Origin of the sequence: Leifsonia sp. 466MF, from assembly GCF_900100265.1 — a bacterium.
In the GTDB taxonomy this organism is placed as follows: Bacteria; Actinomycetota; Actinomycetes; order Actinomycetales; family Microbacteriaceae; genus Leifsonia.
Genome location: NZ_LT629696.1, coordinates 2,709,464 through 2,732,061, shown reverse-complemented (window position 1 = coordinate 2,732,061; position 22,598 = coordinate 2,709,464). Strand labels below are relative to the sequence as shown.

The 22,598-nt window shown below is 70.0% G+C and carries 20 protein-coding genes; 13 read left to right on the top strand and 7 right to left on the bottom strand.

What is annotated here, in order from left to right:
• Positions 1–809: 809 nt before the first annotated feature.
• Positions 810–2,357, bottom strand: a complete 1,548-nt coding sequence (locus tag BLR91_RS13065) for a DUF2142 domain-containing protein (protein ID WP_231918911.1) — start codon at positions 2,355–2,357, stop codon at positions 810–812.
• 180 nt (positions 2,358–2,537) lie between these two features.
• The gene (locus BLR91_RS13060; protein WP_231918910.1) at positions 2,538–3,923 is read right to left on the bottom strand and encodes a lipopolysaccharide biosynthesis protein; all 1,386 of its coding nucleotides are present in this window, start codon (positions 3,921–3,923) and stop codon (positions 2,538–2,540) included.
• A gap of 29 nt (positions 3,924–3,952) precedes the next feature.
• Between BLR91_RS13060 and BLR91_RS13055 the strand changes: the two genes are divergently transcribed.
• From BLR91_RS13055 to BLR91_RS13045, 3 genes are read left to right on the top strand one after another with little or no spacing between them, the layout of a single operon-like run.
• Positions 3,953–4,840, top strand: a complete 888-nt coding sequence (locus BLR91_RS13055) for a glycosyltransferase family 2 protein (RefSeq protein ID WP_020075417.1) — start codon at positions 3,953–3,955, stop codon at positions 4,838–4,840.
• Between the two features lie 52 nt (positions 4,841–4,892).
• Positions 4,893–5,630, top strand: a complete 738-nt coding sequence (locus BLR91_RS13050) for a glycosyltransferase family 2 protein (protein WP_020075416.1) — start codon at positions 4,893–4,895, stop codon at positions 5,628–5,630.
• A complete protein-coding gene (locus tag BLR91_RS13045) occupies positions 5,627–6,028 on the top strand; it encodes a DUF2304 domain-containing protein (protein WP_020075415.1) in 402 nt (133 codons plus the stop codon). The genes BLR91_RS13050 and BLR91_RS13045 overlap by 4 nt, the downstream gene beginning before the upstream one ends.
• Positions 6,029–6,061: 33 nt before the next feature.
• On the opposite strand, the gene BLR91_RS13040 is transcribed toward BLR91_RS13045, so the two are convergent.
• From BLR91_RS13040 to manA, 3 genes are read right to left on the bottom strand one after another with little or no spacing between them, the layout of a single operon-like run.
• Entirely contained in the window at positions 6,062–7,351 is a 1,290-nt protein-coding gene (locus tag BLR91_RS13040) for an O-antigen ligase family protein (protein WP_089874819.1), read from the bottom strand.
• A 9-nt stretch (positions 7,352–7,360) separates the two neighbouring features.
• On the bottom strand, positions 7,361–8,704 hold the full coding sequence (locus BLR91_RS13035; protein WP_089874821.1) for an O-antigen ligase family protein: 1,344 nt from the start codon (positions 8,702–8,704) through the stop codon (positions 7,361–7,363).
• A 43-nt stretch (positions 8,705–8,747) separates the two neighbouring features.
• On the bottom strand, positions 8,748–9,905 hold the full coding sequence (gene manA / locus BLR91_RS13030) for a mannose-6-phosphate isomerase, class I (RefSeq protein ID WP_089874824.1): 1,158 nt from the start codon (positions 9,903–9,905) through the stop codon (positions 8,748–8,750).
• A 115-nt stretch (positions 9,906–10,020) separates the two neighbouring features.
• Here manA and BLR91_RS13025 point away from each other — a divergent pair, with 115 nt between their 5' ends.
• From BLR91_RS13025 to BLR91_RS13010, 4 genes are all read left to right on the top strand, one after another.
• A complete protein-coding gene (locus tag BLR91_RS13025) occupies positions 10,021–11,199 on the top strand; it encodes an acyl-CoA dehydrogenase family protein (protein WP_018190068.1) in 1,179 nt (392 codons plus the stop codon).
• A gap of 133 nt (positions 11,200–11,332) precedes the next feature.
• A complete protein-coding gene (locus tag BLR91_RS13020; RefSeq protein ID WP_089881387.1) occupies positions 11,333–12,553 on the top strand; it encodes a hypothetical protein in 1,221 nt (406 codons plus the stop codon).
• Positions 12,550–12,945 carry a hypothetical protein gene (locus BLR91_RS13015; RefSeq protein WP_089874826.1) on the top strand — a complete coding sequence of 132 codons (396 nt, stop codon included), beginning with the start codon at positions 12,550–12,552 and terminating at the stop codon, positions 12,943–12,945. Before BLR91_RS13020 ends, BLR91_RS13015 begins: the two co-directional genes overlap by 4 nt.
• The gene (locus BLR91_RS13010) at positions 12,942–13,376 is read left to right on the top strand and encodes a hypothetical protein (protein WP_231918909.1); all 435 of its coding nucleotides are present in this window, start codon (positions 12,942–12,944) and stop codon (positions 13,374–13,376) included. The genes BLR91_RS13015 and BLR91_RS13010 overlap by 4 nt, the downstream gene beginning before the upstream one ends.
• Positions 13,377–13,481: 105 nt before the next feature.
• Here BLR91_RS13010 and BLR91_RS13005 read toward each other — a convergent pair whose 3' ends face one another.
• Complete coding sequence (locus BLR91_RS13005) at positions 13,482–13,979, bottom strand: hypothetical protein (RefSeq protein ID WP_089874830.1); 498 nt, start codon at positions 13,977–13,979, stop codon at positions 13,482–13,484.
• 94 nt (positions 13,980–14,073) lie between these two features.
• Here BLR91_RS13005 and galE point away from each other — a divergent pair, with 94 nt between their 5' ends.
• The 4 genes from galE (at position 14,074) to BLR91_RS12985 (ending at position 20,336) form a co-directional block, all read left to right on the top strand.
• Complete coding sequence (galE, locus tag BLR91_RS13000; protein ID WP_020075405.1) at positions 14,074–15,036, top strand: UDP-glucose 4-epimerase GalE; 963 nt, start codon at positions 14,074–14,076, stop codon at positions 15,034–15,036.
• Positions 15,037–15,222: 186 nt separating this feature from the next.
• On the top strand, positions 15,223–15,546 hold the full coding sequence (locus BLR91_RS12995) for a WhiB family transcriptional regulator (RefSeq protein ID WP_018190075.1): 324 nt from the start codon (positions 15,223–15,225) through the stop codon (positions 15,544–15,546).
• A gap of 73 nt (positions 15,547–15,619) precedes the next feature.
• Complete coding sequence (locus tag BLR91_RS12990; RefSeq protein WP_089874832.1) at positions 15,620–18,907, top strand: glycosyltransferase; 3,288 nt, start codon at positions 15,620–15,622, stop codon at positions 18,905–18,907.
• Positions 18,900–20,336 (top strand): DUF5719 family protein, encoded by a 1,437-nt coding sequence (locus BLR91_RS12985; protein ID WP_089874834.1) that lies wholly within the window; start codon positions 18,900–18,902, stop codon positions 20,334–20,336. Before BLR91_RS12990 ends, BLR91_RS12985 begins: the two co-directional genes overlap by 8 nt.
• Positions 20,337–20,377: 41 nt before the next feature.
• On the opposite strand, the gene BLR91_RS12980 is transcribed toward BLR91_RS12985, so the two are convergent.
• Entirely contained in the window at positions 20,378–20,821 is a 444-nt protein-coding gene (locus tag BLR91_RS12980; protein WP_089874836.1) for a metallopeptidase family protein, read from the bottom strand.
• Positions 20,822–20,863: 42 nt separating this feature from the next.
• Between BLR91_RS12980 and BLR91_RS12975 the strand changes: the two genes are divergently transcribed.
• Both BLR91_RS12975 and BLR91_RS12970 read left to right on the top strand, forming a co-directional pair.
• Positions 20,864–21,073, top strand: a complete 210-nt coding sequence (locus tag BLR91_RS12975) for a DUF3499 family protein (RefSeq protein ID WP_026307082.1) — start codon at positions 20,864–20,866, stop codon at positions 21,071–21,073.
• 66 nt (positions 21,074–21,139) lie between these two features.
• Entirely contained in the window at positions 21,140–22,561 is a 1,422-nt protein-coding gene (locus BLR91_RS12970) for a phosphomannomutase/phosphoglucomutase (RefSeq protein WP_089874838.1), read from the top strand.
• Positions 22,562–22,598 lie beyond the last annotated feature (37 nt).

The following is a 22,598-nucleotide window of genomic DNA, read 5'->3' as shown; positions in this document are numbered from 1 at the left end:
GGCTGCTCCGCGTCGACCCGCTCTACGGCCTGGTCGCCGGGCTCGTGGTGATCGCGACCCCCGCGGCGTACTGGTCGACCACGTACATCAGCACGGACGCGCCCTCGCTGGCCGTCGGCGCCTGGCTCGGCTGTCTCGGAGTGTGGGCGTGGCGACGCCGGCGGCCCGCGATCCTGCTGTTCCCGGTCGCCGCCATCGTCGCCGTGCTGCTCAAGGTCCAGAACCTGGCGGCGGTGGGCGCCGTCGGACTTGCACTGCTGGTGGGAGTGATCGTCGAGCGCTCGACCGCAGACCGCCCGCTGCGGAACAACCGTCTGGCCCGGATCCTCACCGACGGGCGCTCGCTCTCGGCGATCGCGGCGGTCATTCTCGCGCTGTGCGCGCAGGTCGGCTGGCTGGCGCTGCGAGCGGCTCTCACCCTGCCGTCGACCTCTCCCGGCGTCGACACCGTGCGACAGGAGCTGTCGCCGCGCGCCCTCGTCACGGAGGCGTTCCGGTTCCTCACGACGGTCGGCGGTCCGGTCAGCTTCTCCGGGGCGTTCGGGCTCGCCGTCTCCAGCGCACTCGTCGTGCTCACCATCGGATCGCTGGTCGGACTGATCGTCGGCTATCGGTTCTGGGGCGGACGCAACCTCGTGCTCGCTTCGAGCCTCCTCGCTGTGACCCTGCTCCTCGGCCCCGGGCTGGCGTTCTTCACCCGCGTGACGGTCGGCTACTACACCCCGCTCAGCGAGCGGTACGGGCTTTCGCTGCTGGCGCTGTTCATCGCGCTGATCGCCGTCTACCTGTCCGCCGCCCTCGGCCGGCGTTCACCGGACGGCTGGCGCGACGGCGACCTCCGCCTCCCGGCGAGGCCACGTCGCCACGGCGAGGAGCACGCCGGAGGCGGCGATCAGCACCGCGCTCAGGATCAGCCACAGCAGGTTCCCGCCGGGCGGTGACCACGGCGCATCTCCGAGAAGGAACAGCCGGAGGGTGCCGTTGCCGCCGACCGCGTAGCGGCGCAATGTGGCCTCGAACGCCCACCACTGCGCGCCGACGGCGAGGACGGACACGAGCAGGATGAGGCGCCGCATGGTCGTCGGGGCGACCAGCTCGACACGCGGGCCGAGGAACGCGGCGGCGCCCACGATGAGGCAGAGGAACAGCGGCAGGTTGTAACGGCCCTGCCAGATGAGGCCCCCGCCGTGGATGTAGGCAGCCTGCACGATTGCCGGCAGCAGCAGGAAGGCCGCGAGGAGGATGGCGAAGGCCAGAAGCCGCCGCCCGCGGAGGACGAGAAGCGCCGCGACGACCAAAGCGGCGATCCCCGCGCCGTAGAGATACACGACGACGTCCGGCGCCGGAGTGTCCAGCCAGCCGAAGAGGCCGACGAGGCCCTGACCGTAGCCCACTGTGCCGGTGAGGACGCGAAGGAAGCCGGTCAGCGGCGACGCGCCGACGCCCGGGAACTGGAGGGCCTCATCCGGCTTCACGATGGCGTTGGCCAGCGAGTTGGAGCCGAGGGTCCAGGCGAGCGCCCCGATGACGAAGAGCGCGGAGACCGCCATGGTGACGATCGTGGCCGGGCGGCGCAGGAGTGCGAGCAGGCGTGGCCCGGGGATCAGCACGAGGGGGACGCCGAGGGCGACCACCAGCCACAGGGGAGAGAGTCCGCGAGCGTTCACCGCCACGGCGATTCCGGCGCCGACGACCCACAGGTTGGAGCGCAATCCGGCGGCGGTCCGATCGAACGCGATCGCGAGCATCGCCACGAAGACCGCGAGAGTCGCGGCCGCCTCCAGGCTGTTGGGGTTGACCGTGCCGCCGAGGAACAGCATCATCGGCGTGATCGCCAGGGCGTACGAGAGCATCGCGAGGCGCCGGTGCGGCAGCGTCGTGGTGACCGCGAAGGCGAGGGCCAGGAACAGCGCCGTCAGGAGGGCGCTGACCGCACGCATGGCGTAGATGCCGCCCGTGTCGTGGACGACGAGCGTCGGCCATCCGACGGCGAGGTAGTAGAGCGGGTTGTAGAGGCCGGCGCTGGTGGTCGACCGCGTGTCGGCGTCCGGGTCGGCGGGTTCCTGGATGCCGCAGTCGGCGTCGACGGCGGGGTGGAAGGCGAAGCACGTGACGGCCTGCGACCGGGCGATGTAGGCGGGAACGGTCACGACGTTCCCCACTGGGCTCGGGGTGCCGACCCATTCGCCGCGCACGACGCTGGCCGCTCGCACGATGTGGGCGGGCTCGTCGGGCGAACCGGAGATCGGGGTGGCGAAGCTCCAGCAGATGCAGAGAAGGCTCAGGAGGGCCCACGACACAAGGAAGGCGCGTACCGGGAGGCGCGTCCGGGCGGCGGGTTCCTGTCGATCGGTCACGAGATCCGTCTCATCCGTGCCGCCGGCTCGTCGCTGGAGGACCGTCATGTCACCGCCGTACGCCCAGGTTGCACATCAACACCATAGGGGATTCACACCCGCGATCGCGTCATGATCGGCCCGGATGCACGTCTAGCGATCCCGCTACAGACCGACACCGACGCCCGTCGGCCGAGGCCATCAGGCCAGCGCGGTCGACCGCGATCCGCCCAGCATCCGCAGCGCCACGAGGTGCGTGGCGAGTCCGACCGCCGGGCCGGCGGCCAGGGCGAGCGCGGCGCGCTGGGGGAGCGGGAGCGGTAGGAACAGCAGCGCCAGCGTGACGAGCGACGCCGCCACCCAGCCCGCGGCGTAGAGCCCGTGCAGGTTGCGTGCGAGAACCGCCGAGCCGCTCACGAAAAGACCTCCGATGAGGCCTGACGAGGCGATCAGAGCGGCGAGCACGCCGGCGTCGAGGTCGAACTGCGGGCCGAACACGAACCGCATCACCGGCTCACCCCACAGCCAGGCCGCCGCGCAGAGCACGGCGATGACGGCGGCGATCAGCAGCAGGAGGTACGCGACCGTCCGGCCCGTGCGCTCCGGATGGTGCGAGAAGCGGCTCACCAGGAAGCTCGACAGCGCGGTGAGCGGCACCAGGATCGGCGCCCGCGTGAGCGTGACGGCGAGCACGAGCGACCCGAGCTGCGCATGGTTGTCCGGCCCGGCGAAGAACGAGAGGACGAGCGGGAAGCCGTTGATCAGGACGGCCGTGGCCGACGCGGCGAGCATCGTCCGGCCCGTGTTGACGACCAGCTCGCGAGCGGCGATCGGCACGCGTGCGTTCGCCACGAGGGCACGCGGTGCGCTGAGGAAGACGATCGCGAGAGACAGCGGGAAGGGCGCGATCACCGCGATCGCGAGCGGCACGATGTCGTCTGTCACGCTCAGGACGGCGGTCACGCCGACCACCCGGAGGATGCCGTCCAGCGCGACGGTGGCGGCCAGCTGGCGCCACATCCCGCTCCCCGCCATGACGCCGGATGCCGCCGCGACGACGCAGTTCAGCGCAGCCCCCGCCGCCACGAACCAGGCCAGCCCGGCGTTCTGGGCGCCCAGGCTCGGGACCGCCCAGAGCGGGCTCGTCGCGAGCACCAGCAGACCCACCAGCAGCGCCGCGGCCGCGGCGAAGATCCAGAGGGACGTCGAGCGCGTGCGAGCGGCGGATACCGTGGCATGCCGCTCTGTGTTCGCGGCGCGCTCCCTCTCCGTATGTGCCGTCGCCCGCGTCGCCTCCTGCTGGAGCCCGAACAGCACGCCCACCACGAGGAAGAGCGCGGACCAGAACACCGAGAAGACGCCGTAGCCCGCGGCGCCCGCCTCCGTGTAGACGCGCCAGGTCACCACGTACCCCGCAACCCCCGAGATCGCGGTCGCGGCGAGGATCAGGACGACCGACGACCGGGCGGATCGAGGGGCCCCCGGCTCCTCGGGATCGGGAATGGGTTCGTTCAGCGGTTCGAAAGCGGTGATGGGTGGCTCCCCTGAGCACATGAAAGGATGGAGGTCGACCGCGGCGCGCGGCACGCTTACCCTACGACGAAAGCCATTACGCAGTGACGATCGACATCATGATGCCGTTCTACGGTGACCCGGGCCTGTTCCGCGCCGCCGTGGAGAGCGTCCTGGCGCAGACCGACCCGCGGTGGCGACTGGTCGTCGTCGACGACGTCTATCCCGACACCGCGCCGGGCGAATGGGTCGCATCGCTCGGCGATCCCCGGGTGGAGTACGTCCGGAACGAGGTGAACCTCGGGGTCAACGGCAACTTCTCCAAGTGCGTCCGGCTCGTCGGTGCCGACTACTTCGTGCTGATGGGTTGCGACGACCTGATGGAGCCCGGGTACGTGGCGTCCATGCTCGCGGCCATCGAGACGCATCCGGGAGCCGCCTACCTGCAGCCCGGCGTGACCGTGATCGACGACGACGGAGCGGCGGCGATGCCCCTCGCCGACCGGGTCAAGTCCTGGTACCGGCCGCGCCGACGCGAGGCGACCGTCCTGACCGGGCAGCGGCTCGCCGTGAGCCTCCTGCGTGGCAACTGGACGTACTTCCCCTCGATCTGCTGGCGGACCGACACCGTGCGCGAGTACGGGTTCGACGCGTCATTCGACGTCGTGCTCGACCTCGCTCTGCAGCTCGACATCGTGCTCGACGGCGGCGACCTCGTCCTCCTCCCCGAGCACACCTTCTGCTACCGCAGGCACGAGGGCAGCGTCTCTTCGTGGACGGCGCAGGACGGGACCCGTTTCGACGAGGAGCGCGCATTCTTCCTCGACGTCAAGCGACGACTCCGCGCACGCGGCTGGCGGAGCGCCGCGCGGGTGGCTTCCGCGCACGTCTCCAGTCGGCTGAATGCCGCCACCCGGCTCCCGGCGGCCCTCTCCACACGCGACGGTGCCGGCATCCGCTCGCTGCTCACGCACGTCTTCCGCGGCTGGTGACGGCGCCGCCTTCGACGATTCCGGACACCCCCGACTGCTACAATCCCTCATCATGCCCACCTCGCTCGCACAGACGCTGATCGTCGTGCCCGCCTTCAACGAGGAGGCCTCCGTCGGTGCCGTCGTCCACGAGATCGCCGAGAAGCTGCCCGGCGTGAGCGTGCTCGTCGTCGATGACGGATCGGCCGACACGACCAGCGTCGTCGCGGCCGAGGCCGGTGCCGAGGTTGCGCGGCTCCCGTTCAACATGGGGGTCGGCGGCGCGATGCGCTTCGGCTTCAAGTACGCGCTGGAGCACGGCTTCAGCAACGTCATCCAGATCGACGCGGACGGCCAGCACGACCCGGGCAACGTCCCCGCACTGCTCGCGGCGCTCGAGAACGCGGACCTGGCGATCGGCGCCCGCTTCGCCGGCGCCGGCGACTACACGGTCCGCGGCCCGCGCAAGTGGGCGATGCGGATGCTGTCGCGCACCCTGAGCCGCACGGCCGGCACCACGCTCAGCGACACCACGTCCGGGTTCAAGGCGAGCGGTCCGCGCGCCGTCGCCCTCTTCGCCCGCAACTACCCTGCGGAGTACCTCGGCGACACCATCGAGGCGCTCGTGATCGCGGCTCGCGCCGGCTGCCGCATCGTGCAGGTGCCGGTGATCATGCGGCCGCGAGCCGCGGGCGTCCCGTCGCACAACCCGCTCAAGGCCGCGACCTACCTCGGCCGTGCCTTCCTCGCTCTCGGTTTCGCCCTCTTCCGCCCGATCGCCCCCGCCGAGAGGCAGCTGAACGCGTCGTGAGTCTCACCGCCTACATCCTCGGCATCCTCGCCGCACTGCTCACCCTGGGTGTCGTCATCGAGATGATGCGCCGCAAGAGGATGCGCGAACGGCACGCCATCTGGTGGCTGCTCGCCGGCACGCTGGCGCTCATCATCGGCGTGTTCCCGGGCATCCTGAACTGGACGGCCGAACTCCTGGGTGTCGGGGTCGGCACGAACCTCGTGTTCTTCGTCAGCATCGCCGTGCTGTTCCTGGTCTGCATCCAGGCGAGCGCCGAGCTCACGACCCTCGAGGACAAGACCCGGTCGCTCGCCGAGCAGACGGTGCTGCTGCAGCTGCGCGTCAAAGAGCTCGAACGGCGGCTCGGCGCCGACGACGATCGCGCGTCGGACGCGGGCACGCCTCCCGCGGCCTGACCTCCGACGCGGGGGCACGCTCGCGCTGCGGGCTCAGCTCGCGTCGCGATGCGGCAGACGGAGGCGCCAGCTCATCCCCTGCGACGCCTTGACCGTGCAGATGACGAGCACCATCCAGCCGGACTCGACCAGGATCGAGCTCTCGAAGACGCTCGTGACCAGCAGCGCGACGAGCACGAGCGGCGCCCAGGCGTAGACCACGCTGCGGCGGTTGGAGGCGAGCAGCCAGGAGCGGCTGAACGCCAGCGCGATCAGGGCGACGAAGAGCAGCAGGCCGATCACGCCGACCTGGAGGTAGACGTCGAGGTACGCGTTCAATCCGTCCGAGTGATAGACGCCGGTGTTCGCCTGGATGGCCGTGAACGGGTAGAGGTCCGTCGGCCACGCGCCGATCCATCCCCACCCGACCGTCTGCTGCACCGGGATCAGCTGCCAGATCTGGATCCACAGCTGGTAGCGCACCTGGAAGTCGGAGCGCGCGTTGAGCAGGTCGATCACGCGCGTGCGGTAGATGTAAGCCGTCACGAGTGCCGCGACGGTGAGGATCGCGAGTCCCCACTGGAAGTAGGGGCGCTGGTTCGTCGGCGCCTTTCGCAGCAGGTAGAGCGCGAGGGTGGCGAGGCCGACGACCACCGAGACCGCCGCGATGACGGGGGAGTGGGCGAGCAGGATGCACAGCCCGGCGAGCGTGATCGAGTAGGCCGCGACCGGCGGGCGCACCGATCGGGTGCGGAGTTCGACGAGGAACGTCACGAACGCGATCAGGGCCACGATGCTGAGCTGGTTGCGGGTGCCGAACAGCCCCTGGATCGGGCCGCCGAGGGCGATGTTGCCCTGGATGCCGAGGAACCGGATCGGCGCATCCAGCAGCAGTCCGCTCAGCACCTCGAGCGCCAGCGACAGCGTGAGCAGGAAGCGCAGGGCGTCGCCGACGACGCGGACGATCTGGATGGCGTCGCGAACGAGGGCGATGTACACGGCGAGGAAGGCGAAGATCAGCTGGTAGACCACCCCGGTGAGCGTCGCCCACTGGTACTGGCTCCACAGGATGGACGCGGCACACCATCCGACGAACAGCAGGGCCGAGATGGGCAGCAGGCCGTGCCACTCGATCAGCCGCCACTGCGCAGCGAACGACAGGGCCGCGAGCACCACAAGCACTGCCAGAGCGCCGATCAGGCCCGGCCAGCCGATCAGACCGCGGATGGCGTGCGTCGAGAACCCGGTGATCACCGCCAGCAGGGCGAGCGTCGAGGTGAAACGGGCGGAACCGAGGAACTCGATGGCCGCGGGCGGCACCAGGGTTCGACGGGGCGTTGCCATGCTCACAGACTACGGGGCCGTCAGGTTCGCGGCCCGCTTGGTGGCCACCGAGAGCGCCACGAGGAGAGCCCAGCCGCCTTCGATCAGGATGCGGCTCTCCGCGAAGCTCTGGGCGATCAGGGCCCCGAGGAGCAGCAGGGGAAGCAGCGCGACCGCGCGGTACGGCTGGTCGTCGACGATCGTGGAGCGGGGGCGGTCCACCGCGAGGAACCAGGCGCGGCCGAACGTGGTGAGGACCAGCAGGATGAAGACGACGAGCCCCACGATCCCGAGCTGCAGCCACACGTCGAGCCAGGCGTTGTGCGCCTGCAGGTATTCGACGCCGTTGCGGGTGGCCAGCCCGTCGAAGGGCTTCACCCACGGCGCCCAGTAGCTGACCCATCCCCACCCGAAGGCCGGGCGTTCCTGGGCCAGGCGCGTGACGGCCGCCCAGATGTCGAGACGCCCGGTGAGGTCCTCGCTCTTCCCGAACAGAGCCGGGATGCGCGAGGAGAACAGCGAGACGCCGACGATCACGGCCGCCACCACGACGATCGCCACCAGGTAGACGGGACCCCGTCGTTCGGCGCCGGCACGGCGGGCCCACAGCGCGAACGCCAGCACGACGGCGGTCACCAGCGCGGCGGCGATGACTGTCGCGGAGCGGGTCAGGGCGAGGGTCAGCACCGCCACGATCAGCCAGCCCAGCGCCGAGCCGTGGCGTGTCGTCCGGTCGGCGACCTGGATGGCGAAGACCACGATGGCCAGCAGCGCGATCATGGCGAGCAGGTTGCTGTTGCCGACGATGCCCTGGATCGGGCCGCCGTGGAAGAGCAGGTCGCGGCTCCAGTAGAACGCCTGGGGGAGCTTCCCCTCCGGCACCGCGTACACCGGGGTCAGAGGGAGTACCGGCCGCCGAACGAAGAGGGCGACGACGAGTTCGAAAACCAGCGAGAGGCCCAGGATCCAGCGGAACGCGTTGCCGAGAGCGCTGAGCAGACCCGGCCAGCCCAGTCGCACGCCGAGGAAGACGCCGGCGAGCGTCGTGACGAGCGTCGAGACGACGCCGAGCGCGCTCGCCCCCGGGTACGCCGACCACGCGATGGATGCGATCGCCAGAACAAGGAACAGCACGAGCGTCTTGGGCGTGGTCCGCCAGTGGAAGCGCGGCCGCGACCGCACGATGAGCACCGCGCTGCCGACGGCGAGCACTCCGGCGAGGACGAAGTACCCCGGCCAGCTGATCGTGTTGCGCCAGAAGTCGCCGGCGAACAGGGTGAACAGCACGAGCGCGGCGAACGCGTTCTCCGCCGTGCCGGTCGCGGTGCGCGCGACGGCGATGCGAGCAGGGAGCGTGGCGCGGGGCGATGTCACCTGGGAAGGATAGCCGACCGCGCCACGCGATCCCGTCGGCGGCTCAGGAGTTCGGGTGCGCGACGAACACCGTGCCGTGGCCGCTGACCGTGAGCTCGGTCTCGTCGATGACGACCGCCGACTCGCCGCGGGCGAGAGTCACCGTGTCGTTCGCGCCGCTCAGCTCCACCTCTCCGTCGGTGACGAGGGCGATGGCGGTGCCGGGGAGGCGGACCGTCGTGGGTCCTCCGTCGTCGACGACGATGTGCTCCAGGGCGAAGTCGGGCACATCCGGCCGGAAGGTCTCCACCCCGGCGGCCGGGTGCTCCGGGGCGAGCGGAGTGGCCTCGATCGGCGTGAAGTCGAGCACGCTCACCAGCTCGGGCACGTCGATGCGCTTGCGGGTCAGCCCGCCGCGGAGCACGTTGTCGGAGGCCGCCATGAGTTCAATCCCCAGACCGCGGAGGTAGGCGTGGATGTTGCCAGCGGGCAGATAGAGCACCTGGCCCGGGCGCAGGGTCGCACGGTTCAGCAGCAGGGCGAGAACGATCCCGGGGTCGCCCGGGAAGGCCTCGACGAGCATCCGCACCGTGTCGGCGTCGCGGTCGTCCGGTAGGGCGCGCGCCGCGCGGACCACCTCCGCGACGAGCAGGTCGACATCCGGGTCCTCGCCGAGCAGCCATTCGGTCGCCCGCCGCAGGACGGCGCCGGGCTCGCCGACGAGGGTGCGGGCGAATCCGGCGAGCACCGCGCCGCCGGGGGTGGCGGCCGCGAGGCGCTCGAAGGCCTGGCGCGACTCCTCCGGGTCACGGAACCCGCACAGGGCCTCGAAGGGATCGCTCAGCGCGAAGATGAGCTCCGGCTTGTGGAACGGGTCCTTGTAATTGCGCTCCGGAGAGTCGGGCGCGAGCCCTGCCGCGTTCTCCCGCTCGAAACCGGCACGGGCCTGCTCCGGCGAGGGATGCGCCTGCAGCGACAGCGGCCCTGCAGCGGCCAGCACCTTCAGCAGGTACGGGAGGTCGCTCGTGCGCTCCCAGGCGGCAAGATCGTGTGCGCCGCCGGCGAGTGCGGGGTCGAGCACCCGGGCGGGGGAGCCGGGATGCGCACCGAGCCACAGCTCCGCCTCCGGTCCGCCGCTCGGCTCCGTGCCGAGGAGGCCCGCGATCGCGGTCGTGGAGCCCCACGCGTAGTCGCGTGGGGTGTTGCCGATGCGCACAAACATCCGTCGCCATCCCTTTCGTTCCGTTGGACCAAACTACCAATCGCTTTGTCCGCGCCGCGCGCGTTCCTTAGGCTGACGGCGGCCCGACCATCCCTGTGGACGCAATGGAGCAGACATGCCCTTCGAGACCATCGCCGGCGACTTCTACGGCTTCGAGAACCTCCTCTCCGACCGCGAGAAGGACTTCATCACCACACTGCGCGCGCAGCTGGAGTCCGAGGTGAAGCCGATCGTCAACGAGTACTGGGAGAAGGCGGAGTTCCCGCACCAGATCATCGACGTGCTGCACAGGAACGGCGCCATCGGACTCGGATTCCCGGAGACCGCTCCGTTCGAGAACTCCGCCGTGTTCCGCGGCTGGGTCGCACTGGAGCTGGCGCGGGTGGACGCCTCGGTGAGCACCTACGTCGGCGTGCAGAACGGTCTCGCCCTCGGCGCGATCGGCGTCTGCGGCTCGGACGAGCAGCGCGCCGAGTGGCTTCCGAAGCTGGCGAGCGGCGAGGTGCTCGGCGCCTTCGGCCTCACGGAGCCGACCTCCGGCTCCGACTCCGCGCAGGGCCTCAAGACCGTGGCGACCCGCGACGGCGACAACTGGGTGCTGAACGGCTCCAAGCGCTGGATCGGCAACGCCACGTTCAGCGACATCACCGTGATCTGGGCGAAGAGCGCGGAGGACGGCCAGGTCAAGGGCTTCATCGTCCCCACCTCGACGCCGGGCTACACGGCCACGAAGATCGAGGGGAAGCAGTCCCTCCGGATCGTGCAGAACGCCGACATCACGCTCGAGAACGTCGTCGTCCCCGAGTCGCTCCGCCTGCAGAACGCGAACAGCTTCAAGGACACCGCCCGGGTGCTCCGCCTCACCCGCGCCGAGGTCGCCTGGGCGGCCGTGGGTGTCGCGGTCGGCGCCTACGAGGCCGCCCTGCGCTACACGAAGGAGCGCGTCCAGTTCGGCAAGCCGATCGCCTCCCACCAGCTCATCCAGGACCTCCTGGTCAAGTCGATCGGCAACATCACGGCCTCGATCGGTCTGTGCACCCGCGTCTCGCAGATGCTCGACGACGGCGAGCAGCGCGACGAGCACTCGGCCCTGGCGAAGGCCTTCGCGACGGCGCGGATGCGCGAGACGGTCGCCTGGTGCCGCGAGGCCCTCGGCGGAAACGGCATCGTGCTCGACTACGACGTCGCCCGCTTCTTCGCGGATGCCGAAGCCCTCTACTCCTACGAGGGCACGCGCGAGATGAACACGCTCATCGTCGGGCGCGCGATCACGGGCCAAGCGGCGTTCGTCTGAGCTCCTCCGCGGCTGCTGTCCTCAATCAGCGGCCGGGGCGCTCGGCTCGCTAATCTCGGTCAGACACGTTGACGAGACTTCACGCGACCCTGTTACAGGGCTCGGCGGGTAAAGCACGAAAGAGCCGGTGGCGATGGGCCTGATCTACGATTCTGCCGACTCGAGCGGCATGATGACGGCCCTCTCCGCGAATCTGTCGGCTGCTCGGTCGATGGTGGAAGACACGGAGAACGCCTGTCACCATCTGGTGGGCGCTCTGGGCACCGGCGAGCTGTCGGGGAAAGGCTATGCCGCAGTCGGATCGTTGTTCTCGCAGGCCATTGTGCCGGCTCTGACGACGACACAGGGTCAGCTGACATCCCTCCAGAAGGACCTCGAAACCTACCGGTGGGAAGACTCGAAGGTCAGCCGTTTCGGTGTGCTCAAGGAGGACGAGCTGACGGCGCAGCTGCACGCGACGAAGGCGCAGCGGGATGCGACGGAAAGCCTCATCGAGCTCAACAGCGAGGCAGCCACTGCGCTGGCCGCTGTGCCTGCGTTGGGCGAGGCCTTGGGGGTGGCGAATCGCCGACTGGAACTGGCGCTGGGGCAGCTGGAGAACGACATCCAGAACCTGGATGACCGGCTGCTCGCTCTCCGAGCGTTCGATGCAGCGACCAACGGACTCTTCCAGAACGAGCTGGTCGACACCGAGTCGCGCCGAGGGTCGCCACGCGGCGCCAGGGGAGGACGTCCGCAGAACGGGGGCGTCCAGCCTGCGTCTCTGGTCGCGCCTGCACCGGGGGCCAGCGCCCAGCAGATCGCGCAATGGCTGATCACCGGTGCCTACAGCATCGGCGCCCTCACTGCAGCTTGCGGGGGAGCGGCCGTCATGGCTGCAATCACCCTCATCACGATGACCGGTTCCGCCAGCGGATCTCGGTTCTACACGCGCGAGGAACGGGAAGCCCGTGCCTGGCTAGGGCTCTACTATTCCACGCACAACCTCGATGGCACCCCGAAGCAACATATCGGGTGGCGTGCTATCGACGGGCCCGCCGGTCAATATTTCAATGACGGTCAAAGCGCCGAAGAGCTGGATGCGATCCTCAAAGAAAAGACGAGCAAAAGTAAGAGTCGAAATGTTCGCCAAGTGGACACTCCGGAAGAGATTGAGGAACTCGGGAATGAACTCATCCAAGGGGCAGATAAGACGGACGCTTGGGGCGATTACGACGGCAGGGTCTACGAACAGCCTGATGGCACGCAGATCGGCATCAGGAACAAGAGCAAGTCCGGCGGACTCACGATCGACATAAAGTGGCCCGGCGGCACCGAGACGAAAGTGCATCTCCCGAGAGGATGGGGGAAATGATGGTCGAGCCGAACAGTTTGGCGCATCTGTATCTCAACATGGCAGGTGATGACTGGCTCAATATCTCTGCTGCCGACAGCGAAGCGAGAGAATTCTTCGAGCCGGACCCGGACAAGCGAAAGTCGCTCGTTCTGGACTCCGTACGTTCCCTGGCTCACGCTGGCTATATCAAGATCGGCGTGCTGAAACGTCCGGACCCGGAGAAACCGATCATCGACTTCTTCGAGTGGCCCGGAACGGTGGATGACCGGCTTGAGCACCTCTCTCAGGTGTACACGCCGGAACAGGACTCGAACGCGTGGGGTTGGTCCTGCGTGCTGGAGATCACGGACGAGGGGCGCCAGGCGGAGGCGTTGCTCCCAGAGCTCGATGAGCGGTTTAGAGACTGGTGAGCGGTGAGAATGCAGGTTTCGCGACATCGGGCGGCCTGAACGTCGAATTGGACGGATTGGCACATTTGGTGCTTCATCAGGCAGACGATGACTGGCTTGAGATAGGCAATCCGAACTACTACGCGGGCTTCTTTGAGCATGACCTGGAACGCCGAAGCGTGCTTGTCCTCAGTGTCGTCCGCGCGCTCGCCGAAGCTGGCTACCTCAGGATCGGCGAACTGAGCCGGGATTCCGACCACCTTGAGAACAGCGGCTGGGTGGAGTGGACAGGAACACTCGACGACCAGATGGATCGCCTGGCCGAGGTGTACAAGCCTGACGGTCCCGAGGATGACTGGTACTGGGCATGCTGGCTCCAGATCACCGACGCTGGACGCGCGGTTGTCGAAGCTCTCCCGAATCCCGCTGGCCGCTTCTTTCGAAAGTTGTAGGACAGGACGAACGCCCCTGATTGTCTGGATAGGAACTTCGCGGGCAGCGCTCATTGCGATGGAGCGAGCGGATGTCCTCAATGAGCGGTAAGCCTTGGGGGATGCCTAGCCTCGTGTGAGCTCCTCCGCGGCCTCCAGCCGCATCGTCAGCCGGTGGGCGAACAGCAGAGGGATGACCCCGAAGACACCGAACGACATGTCGATCAACTGCCAGCCGATCGGGATACCGCGCACAGCACCCGCGATCAACGCGAGCGGGATGACGCCGGCGCAGGCGATCATCCCGAACCGGATGACCCAGATGTTGCGGACGGGATCGATCAGCGGCCCGATGAACGCCACCGCGATGACGAGGTGCGCGAACGCGAGCCAGTCCGTCCCGTAGGCGAGGAACGGGTAGCGCGTCCCAGTGTCGGTGAGCGCATCGCGGACGCGGTCCACCCAGTGGACGAGGTCGGGCAGCAGCGCGGGCGCCGGAGTGGAGTGCAGGACCTGCGACGCCCAACGGAGCTCCGCCTCCAGCGGAAACGCGGTCAGTCCGCTGAGGACGAGTCCGACGACGAAGACGACGAGCCAGACCCGGACGGCCGTGATGGTGCGCATGCTCCGACCGTAGGACGGGGCGGGCGCCCGTCGCGTCCGTCGAGCGGACGATAGTCTGGCGGCATCCCGTTGACGAACGATCAGGAGGACCGCCGTGGCGTGGTTGGTGACCGGAGGCGCAGGCTACATCGGAGCGCACGTCGTGCGGGCGTTCCGCGACGAGGGGATCGACGTTGTCGTCGTCGACGACCTGTCGAGCGGTCACGAGGAGTTCGTGCCGGCGGATGTGCCGTTCTACCGGGGCACCATCCTCGACGGCGAGCTGCTGTCGCGCATCTTCACCGAGAACACGGTGTCCGGCGTCGTGCACGTCGCCGGCTTCAAGTACGCCGGTGTGTCCGTTCAGCGGCCGCTGCACACGTACGAGCAGAACGTGACCGCCACCGCGGTGCTGCTCGCGGCGATGCAGGATGCGGGCGTCGACGCCATCGTGTTCAGCTCGTCCGCCGCGGTGTACGGCACGCCGGATGTCGACATCGTCACCGAGACGACGCCCAAGAACCCCGAGTCGCCCTACGGCGAGTCGAAGCTGATCGGCGAGTGGCTGCTGCGCGACCAGGGCGTCGCCGCGGGCCTCCGCCACACCTCCCTGCGCTACTTCAACGTGGTCGGGTCGGGTGACCCGGCGCTGCGCGACACCAGCCCGCACAACCTGTTCCCACTCGTCTTCGACGCCCTGGTCGCCGGCCGCACCCCTCGCATCAACGGGAACGACTACCCGACCCCCGACGGCACCTGCGTCCGTGACTACATCCACGTCGCCGACCTGGCGGTCTCGCACGTCGCGGCCGCGAAGCGCCTCGACGCCGGCGAGGCGATCGAGCCCGTCTACAACCTGGGGAGCGGCGACGGCGTCTCCGTCGGCCAGATCATGTCGACGGTGGCCGAGGTGACCGGAATCGCCTTCACCCCAGAAGTGGGGCCTCGACGCGCAGGGGATCCCGCGAGGATCGTGGCATCGGGAGAGCTCGCAGCGCGCGATCTCGACTGGAGGATGCGTCACTCGCTCGAGGACATGGTGCGCAGCGCCTGGGAAGCACGCCAGGCGGCGTCCTGACACCGTTCCCGACAGGCCCGGTCGACCGGGCGTGTCGGGATTGTTGTCGTTCTCCGGCGCGTCGCGAACTCTCGACCTGCGGTCAAGGCTTTACGATTCGCGACTTGACGTGAGCGAATGACAACGGTGTAATTAGGGCAACGCGGGAATCTCGTGTTTCAGCAGTTCATGGGTGGGGAGACCGATATGCCAGTTCCTGAATATCGTTCTGGGGTACCCGACGACTGGTTCATCGACCCGGTCCGCCTCGGGGTCCCGGGCGTCCGACCGGCGGAGGTCGAAGAAGACAACCCGCTGGCCTGGCAGACCGACGCTCTGTGCGCTCAGACCGATCCGGAGGCGTTTTTCCCCGAGAAGGGCGGCTCGACCCGCGACGCGAAGCGCATCTGCACCTCGTGCGAGGTGCGGTCGCAGTGCCTCGAATACGCTCTCGCCAACGACGAGCGGTTCGGGATCTGGGGCGGCCTCTCCGAGCGCGAGCGCCGCAAGCTCCGCAAGCGCGCCGGCTGACTCGTTCGCTGAAACCGCGCCGCGCCCGACCCAAAGACGGGATCGGCGCGAGCCCGACCTAGGCTGACTGGCGATGTATCCGAGAGTCACCGCCATCGTCGTCGCCCACAGCGGCGGCCCCCGCCTGCAGCGCACTCTCGACGCCCTCGCGGAGCAGACCCGTCGACCGGACGCCGTGATCGCCGTCGACTGTGCGACCTCCGACGACGCCGCTCGTCTGCTCTCGGAAGCCCAGCCCACCCAGCTGCTCAACGTCCCCGAGAAGCTCCCGTTCGGCGCCGCGGTCGCGACGGCCGTGCGTGTCCTCCCTCCCGCTTCCGACTCGGGCCAGTTGCTCTGGCTCCTGGCTCAGGACACCGCCCCGGAGCCGGAGGCACTGGAGGCGCTGCTCGCGGCGCTCGAGGTGTCTCCCTCGGTCGCCGTGGTGGGCCCCAAGCTGGTCGACTGGGACGACCCGGCTCTGATCCGCGAGTTCGGCGAGGCGATGACCCCGTTCGGCGCCTCCGTGCCGTTGGTCGAGAACGAGCTCGACCAGGCCCAGCACGACGGCCTGAGCGACGTCCTGGCCGTGTCGAGCGCCGGGATGCTCGTCCGTCAGGCACTCTGGGAGCGGCTGGAGGGGTTCGACCCCGCGCTCCCGACCGTCGACGACGGCCTCGACTTCTGCACGCGGGCGCGCCTGGCCGGGTTCCGCGTCACTCTGGTTGCTCAGGCGCGCCTCGCCATCGCGGGCGACGGCGTTGCCGGGCCGAACCTCTCGTCGAAGTGGACGGTGCGCCGTCGTCTCTCGGGCGAGCGGCGCCGCGCGCAGCTGCATCGCCGGATGGTGTACGCCCCCGGATGGGCTGTCCCGCTGCACTGGCTGACCCTGGTGCCGCTCGGCATCCTGCGCGGGCTCCTCCGGCTTCTGCGCAAGGAGCCGGGCTCGGTGGGCGGTGAGCTCGGGGCTGCGTTCCGCGTCGCCTTCTCCGGCCTGGCGGTGAGCAGCGCCCGGCGGCGGCTCGCAGCCGCGCGTGAGGTGAGCTGGGCCGCAGTCGCCCCTCTGCGCATCCCGTTCGCCGAGGTGCGCCGCGCCCGCGCGCTGAAACGCGAAGCGGCGATGGTCCGCCAGCAGGGCGAGAAGCAGGACCTCGACTTCTTCGGGACCGGCGGGGGATGGGCGGTGCTCGCCGCACTCCTCGTCGGCGTCGCCCTGTTCTTCCCCCTCATCGGCTCCGGTGCCCTCTCCGGCGGCGGACTCCTGCCGCTCGATTCGTCGGTCGGCCAGCTCTGGGCGGACCTCGGCTATGGGTGGCGCGACACGAGCCTCGGGTTCGTCGGCGCCGCGGACCCGTTCTCCGCGGTGCTCGCGGTGCTGGGAACCCTCACGTTCTGGCAGCCGTCGCAGTCGCTCGTGCTGCTCTGGATCCTCGCCGTGCCGCTCGCGGCGCTCGGCGCCTGGCTCGCGGCCGCACGACTGACGACCCGGGCAACGCTGCGTGCGTTCGCCGCGCTCGCCTACGCGTTGGCACCGACCTTGCTGGTGGCTCTGCAGGGCGGGCGCCCGTCGGCGGTGCTCGCGCACATCCTGCTGCCGTGGCTGTTCTTCGCCGGCCTCGCCGCCCGCCGGTCCTGGGCGGCCAGCGCCACCACGGCCCTGCTCGCCGCAGCGACGGCGGCGTGCGCCCCGATCCTCATCCCGGCGCTCGTCATCGCGTGGATCGCAGCCCTGGTCTTCGCCGGCCGTCGCGCCGCGCGGATCGCGTTCATCCCGCTGCCCGCCCTCGTGCTGTTCGCTCCGCTCGTGGTGCAGCAGGGAGCACGGGGAGCCTGGCTCTCGATCTTCGCCGACCCGGGCGTCCCGCTGGACGCACGGCAGACGCCGGCCTGGCAGCTCGCGCTCGGATTCCCGGACGGCACCCTCGGCGGCTGGCATGCTCTCGCCACCTCCCTGCAGCTGCCGACGGCGTCGGCCAACCTGATCGTCCCGATCCTGCTGGCCCCACTCGGCGTGCTGGCGATCCTCGCTCTCTTCCTGCGGGGCACGGTCCGGGCGATCGTCGCCCTCCTGGTCGCCCTCGTGGGCTTCCTGACCGCCGTCGCCGCCCTCCACGTCCAGGTCGCGGTCTCCGGTGGCACTGTCGTCCCGATCTGGCCGGGCACGGCGGTCAGCCTCTACTGGCTCGGGCTCATCGGCGCCGCCGTCCTCGCGCTGTCCGCCATCGGACGCGCCGCCGTCTATCCGGCCTGGGTCGCGATCGTGACGCTCGCGATCGCCGTCGTACCTGTCGGGATCGTCAGCCTCACCGGTCACGCCGACGTCGCGGAGAGCGACGGCCGCACCATGCCCGCCGTCGTCACGGCCAAGGCGGCCACGCAGCCGCGCACCGGGACGCTGCGCATCATCCCGCAGGGCGAGGGCGGCATCCGCGCCGAGATCGTGCGGGGCAGCGGTCAGACCCTCGACGACCAGTCGACGCTCGCGGACACGCAGCGCACCCTCACGGCCGACCAGCGCGCTCTGGCGCAGCTGGCAGGCAACCTCTCCTCCCGCAGCGGATACGACGCCTCGGCAGAGCTGAAACGCCTCGGCATCGACTTCGTGCTGCTGACGCCTCCGCAGACCGCTCTGCCGGGGCAGGATGCAGCAGCGGGCGACGCCACACGCACGCGCGCCGCCGTGGCGATGGATGCGAACCCGCTTCTCGCGCCGGTGGGCGTCACCTCCACTGGCCGGCTCTGGGCGTTCGATCGCGGAACGTCCGATGTCCCCGCCGCCGCGCAGATCCCCGCGGACGCCGGAGGTATCTGGCGCGTCATCGTGCTTCTCGTGCAGGGCATCGTCATCGGCCTCACGGTGCTGATGGCCATCCCGACCACCCGGTCTGCGGACCGCATCTCCGAGCTCTCCGCCCGCCGGCCCGACCGTCGGCGCCGCGAGGAGGCCGCTGTCGAGCCCGACGACGAGCCGGAGGCACCGGCCGCCGCCGACAGCGTGGCGGACGAGAGCCTGGAGGAGTACGAGGCCGAACCCGACGACGAAGCGATCGTGGAGTCCGCCGAGGAGGAGGACGTGCCCGAGGTCGAGCCGGTCGCGGACAGCGAGCCGGTCGCGGAGGCCGAGCCGGTCGAGCAGAACAAGCCGGTCGCGCAGAACGAGCCGGTCGCGGAGCCTGAGCCCGAGCTGCCGCCCGCGTCGGACCTGGATCCGGAACCGAGCCGCGATGAGGCCGTGGACATGGGCAGCGACGACACCGATCGCCCCTTCGAGCGGGAAACGGAGCGCGTGACGACGCCGCCGTCGCCGACGACGCTCGAAGACGGACTGGAGGAGACCATCATCCGACCCCGACGCAGCTTCGAGGGAGGCGACCGTGGCTGACCGCAGAGGCATCGCCCGCATCGGTGCACGCGCCGTCGGCGGCTTGGTGGGCGTCGGCATCGCCGTCGTGGCGGTCGCCGGAGCCACCCTGCTCCCCCTTCCCGACTTCGCGATCGGAGCACCCGCCCAGGTCGTGACGCCCGTCCCCGCGGATCAGCAGCGCATCTGCCCCGGTCCGCTCCTGCAGCTGGCCGCCGACGCGGGGGAGGCGACCCGCCCGAGTGCTGTCGGCGCTCCGACCTTCACCTCCCACGCGGAGGGCGCAGACGTGAGCACCAGCACCCTGAAATCGGATGCCGACACGTCCTCGTCGGACGAGTCGCCCCTGGTGGCGACCGTGTCCACTCCGCAGGGCGCCACCAAACCTCCGCTGTTCGCCGCCGCCCAATCTCAGACGGCCGCCGCGGACGACCTCTTCGGGCTCGCCGCCGCAGCCTGCGCCGAGCCGAGCGCCGACACCTGGCTCGCGGCCGGCTCGACCTCCCTCGGCCAGACGAGCCTCGTGATGCTCTCGAACGCGAGCGAGGTCGACGCAACGGTCGACCTGACGCTGTACACCGAGACGGGCCCGGTCAGCGCACCGGGTGCCGCCGGCATCCTGGTCCCGGCCGGTTCCCAGAAGGTCGTCCCGCTCGCGGGGCTCATCCCGTCGGCATCAGCACCGGTCGTCCGTGTCCAGACGACCGGCGGCGAGGTCGCCGCATCGCTGCAGCAGAGCTTCGAGCAGGGCATCCAGCCGCGCGGAGCCGAGCTCGCCGGGCCGACCGGTGCCCCGGCACGCCAGCAGATCATCCCAGGGGTCACGATCGCCTCGATGGCGGCGGTCCAGGCGGAGCAGTCGGCGGAGGGCGTCGGGTTCACCTACCCGGTCGTCCGTCTCCTCGTTCCCGGCGACACCGACGCCCAGATCACGATCGGCGCCGTCGGCGAGGCCGGCACGGCAGCGGGCGACTCCTACGCGACTACCGTGAAGGCGGGAACGGTCGCCGAGGTCCCGCTCGACCACCTCAAGGACGGCAACTACACGGTCACCGTGAATGCCAACGTCCCCGTCGTCGCCGCGGTCCGCACCTCGGTCATCGGGACCAGGACGCGCGACTTCACCTGGTTCTCGTCGGCCCAGCCGCTTCAGAAGGACCTCCTCGCCGCCGTCCCGACGGACGGCGCCGCCACCTTCCACTTCGCCAACCCGGGCGAGGCCGACAAGACGGTCACGGTGCAGGGGCTCGCGCCCGGCAGCAAGCCCGCGACGCTGACGGTCCCGGCCGAGGGAGGCGCGCTGCTGCGCGTCGCGCCGGACAGCTACCGCATCACGGGCGCGGACGGCCTGCGCGGCAGCATCAGCTTCGCCGCGGACGGACGCGCGAGCAGCTTCGCACTCACTCCGCCCGGTCCGCTCGCCGCACCCATCACGGTCTACCCGAACTGACCGGAGGGGCGGATCGCCCCTCGCCGATCAGACGTGCCGGATCAGAAGTGCCGGTAGCGGTCGGGGGCGAGGTCCCACGGGTCCTTGCCGAGCAGCTCGGCGACCGCGCGGAATACGCATCCCTCGACGTACATGCGCCGGTGCAGCTCGTCGTCGTGGTGCAGCTTGGTCAGGCGCTGGATGGGCACCCGGTAGAGCACGATGCGCCGGTGGGCCGCATCCACCCGCCAGCGGTCGACGCCGTCGGCGCCCGAGTTGCCGATCGGAGTCGCCGCGACCTCGAAGTGCACGTTCGCCAGCTCCTCCGGCCAGACGCCCTTGAGGTAGTCGGCGGTGGATGCGACGGTCATGTCGAAGAAGTCGATCCGGTTCTGCAGCATCGGCAGGTGCGGGCCGGTCACCGGACCCCGCGCGCCTCGGCCGTGCCTGCTCCGCCAGCGGCTGGTCGCCGGGGTGGGACTGCTGGTGCGGCGGTTGCGGGGCATGTCGCCATCCTACGTCGGCCGCCGTCGGGTAGTCTGAGCCCGATGTTGAGCCGTCCCTGTTCCCGTGTCGCGTGTCCTCGCGATGCCGTTCAGACGCTCACCTACGTCTACGCCGACTCGATGGCCGTGCTCGGACCGCTGAGCCTGAAGCACGAGCCGCACTCGTACGACCTGTGCGCCATCCACGCCGAGCGGCTGTCCGCGCCGCAGGGCTGGCAGATCGTCCGGCACGTCAGCGTCGCCGACGCCTGACTCCGGCGCCTGACTCCGGCGCCCGGCTCCGGCATCCAGGGCGGCCGTCGCGATAGGTTAGGGGCCATGAGCATCACCGACCCGCGTCTGCAGTCCGTCGTCAAGACCTACGACATCCGTGGACTGGTCGGGAAGGACCTCACGGAGGAGGTCGTCGAGGCCATCGCCGCGGCGTTCGTCGACGAGGTCCAGGCCGCGGGGATCGACGTCATCGTCGGCCACGACATGCGCGACTCCTCTCCGGCTTTCGCCGCAGCCTTCGCCCGCGGCGCGCAGGAGCGCGGTGCCGACGTCGTGTCGATCGGGCTGTGCTCCACCGACGAGTCGTACTTCGCCTCCGGCTACCTGCAGGCGCCCGCCGCGATGTTCACCGCGAGCCACAACCCCGCGACCTACAACGGCATCAAGCTCTCCCGTGCCGGTGCCCAGGGCCTCAGCATGGACACCGGCCTCGGCGCGGTGCGCGACCGCGCCGCCGGGTACCTGCGCGACGGCATCCCCGCCGTCGACCGCCCGGGGACCTTCCGCGAGGAGGACGTGCTCGAGCGCTACGCCGCCTACCTGCGCTCACTCGTCGACCTGAGCGCCATCCGGCCGATCACGGTCGTCGTCGATGCGGGCAACGGGATGGGCGGGCTGACCGTTCCGGCCGTGCTCGGAGAGGCCGCTGGGCTCCCCGCGCTGCCCATCACCGTCATCCCGCTGTACTTCGAGCTCGACGGGACGTTCCCCAACCACGAGGCCAACCCGCTGGAGCCGAAGAACATCGTCGACCTGCAGCGCGCGGTCGTCGAGCACGGCGCCGACCTCGGTCTCGCCTTCGACGGCGACGCCGATCGCTGCTTCGTCGTGGACGAGCGCGGTTCGGCCGTCACGCCGTCCGCCGTTGCCGCGATCGTCGCCCTGCGGGAGATCGCGCGGGCACGAGCAGAGGATCCGGACGCGGAGATCACCGTCATCCACAACCTCATCACGTCGAACATCGTCCCCGAGACGATCGAGGCCGCGGGAGCCGTTCCGCTGCGGACCCGCGTCGGCCACACCCTGATCAAGGATGCGATGCGCCGCTCCGGCGCCGTGTTCGGCGGCGAGCACTCGGCGCACTATTACTTCCGCGACTTCTGGAGCGCCGACAACGGGATGCTCGCGGCGATGCACCTCCTCGCCGAGTTCGGCGCGCAGGACCGCCCGCTGTCCGAGCTGTCCGCCCGGTACACGCCGTACGCGATGTCGGGGGAGATCAACTCGACCGTCGCCGACGTGCCTGCGGCCTTCACCCGCATCGTGGAGGCGTTCACGCCGCGCGCCGACTTCGACGAGCTCGACGGGCTCACGGTCACCGGCCGGGTCGGGCAGGACGAGCCGTTCTGGTGGTTCTCGGTGCGCCCGTCCAACACCGAGCCGCTGCTGCGATTGAACGTCGAAGCGGCCGACCAGGCGACGATGGCGCGCATCCGCGACGAGGTGCTCGCGCTCATCCGCGCCTGAGCGTCATCCCCGGGACGCAGCGGGGAGGGCATGCCAC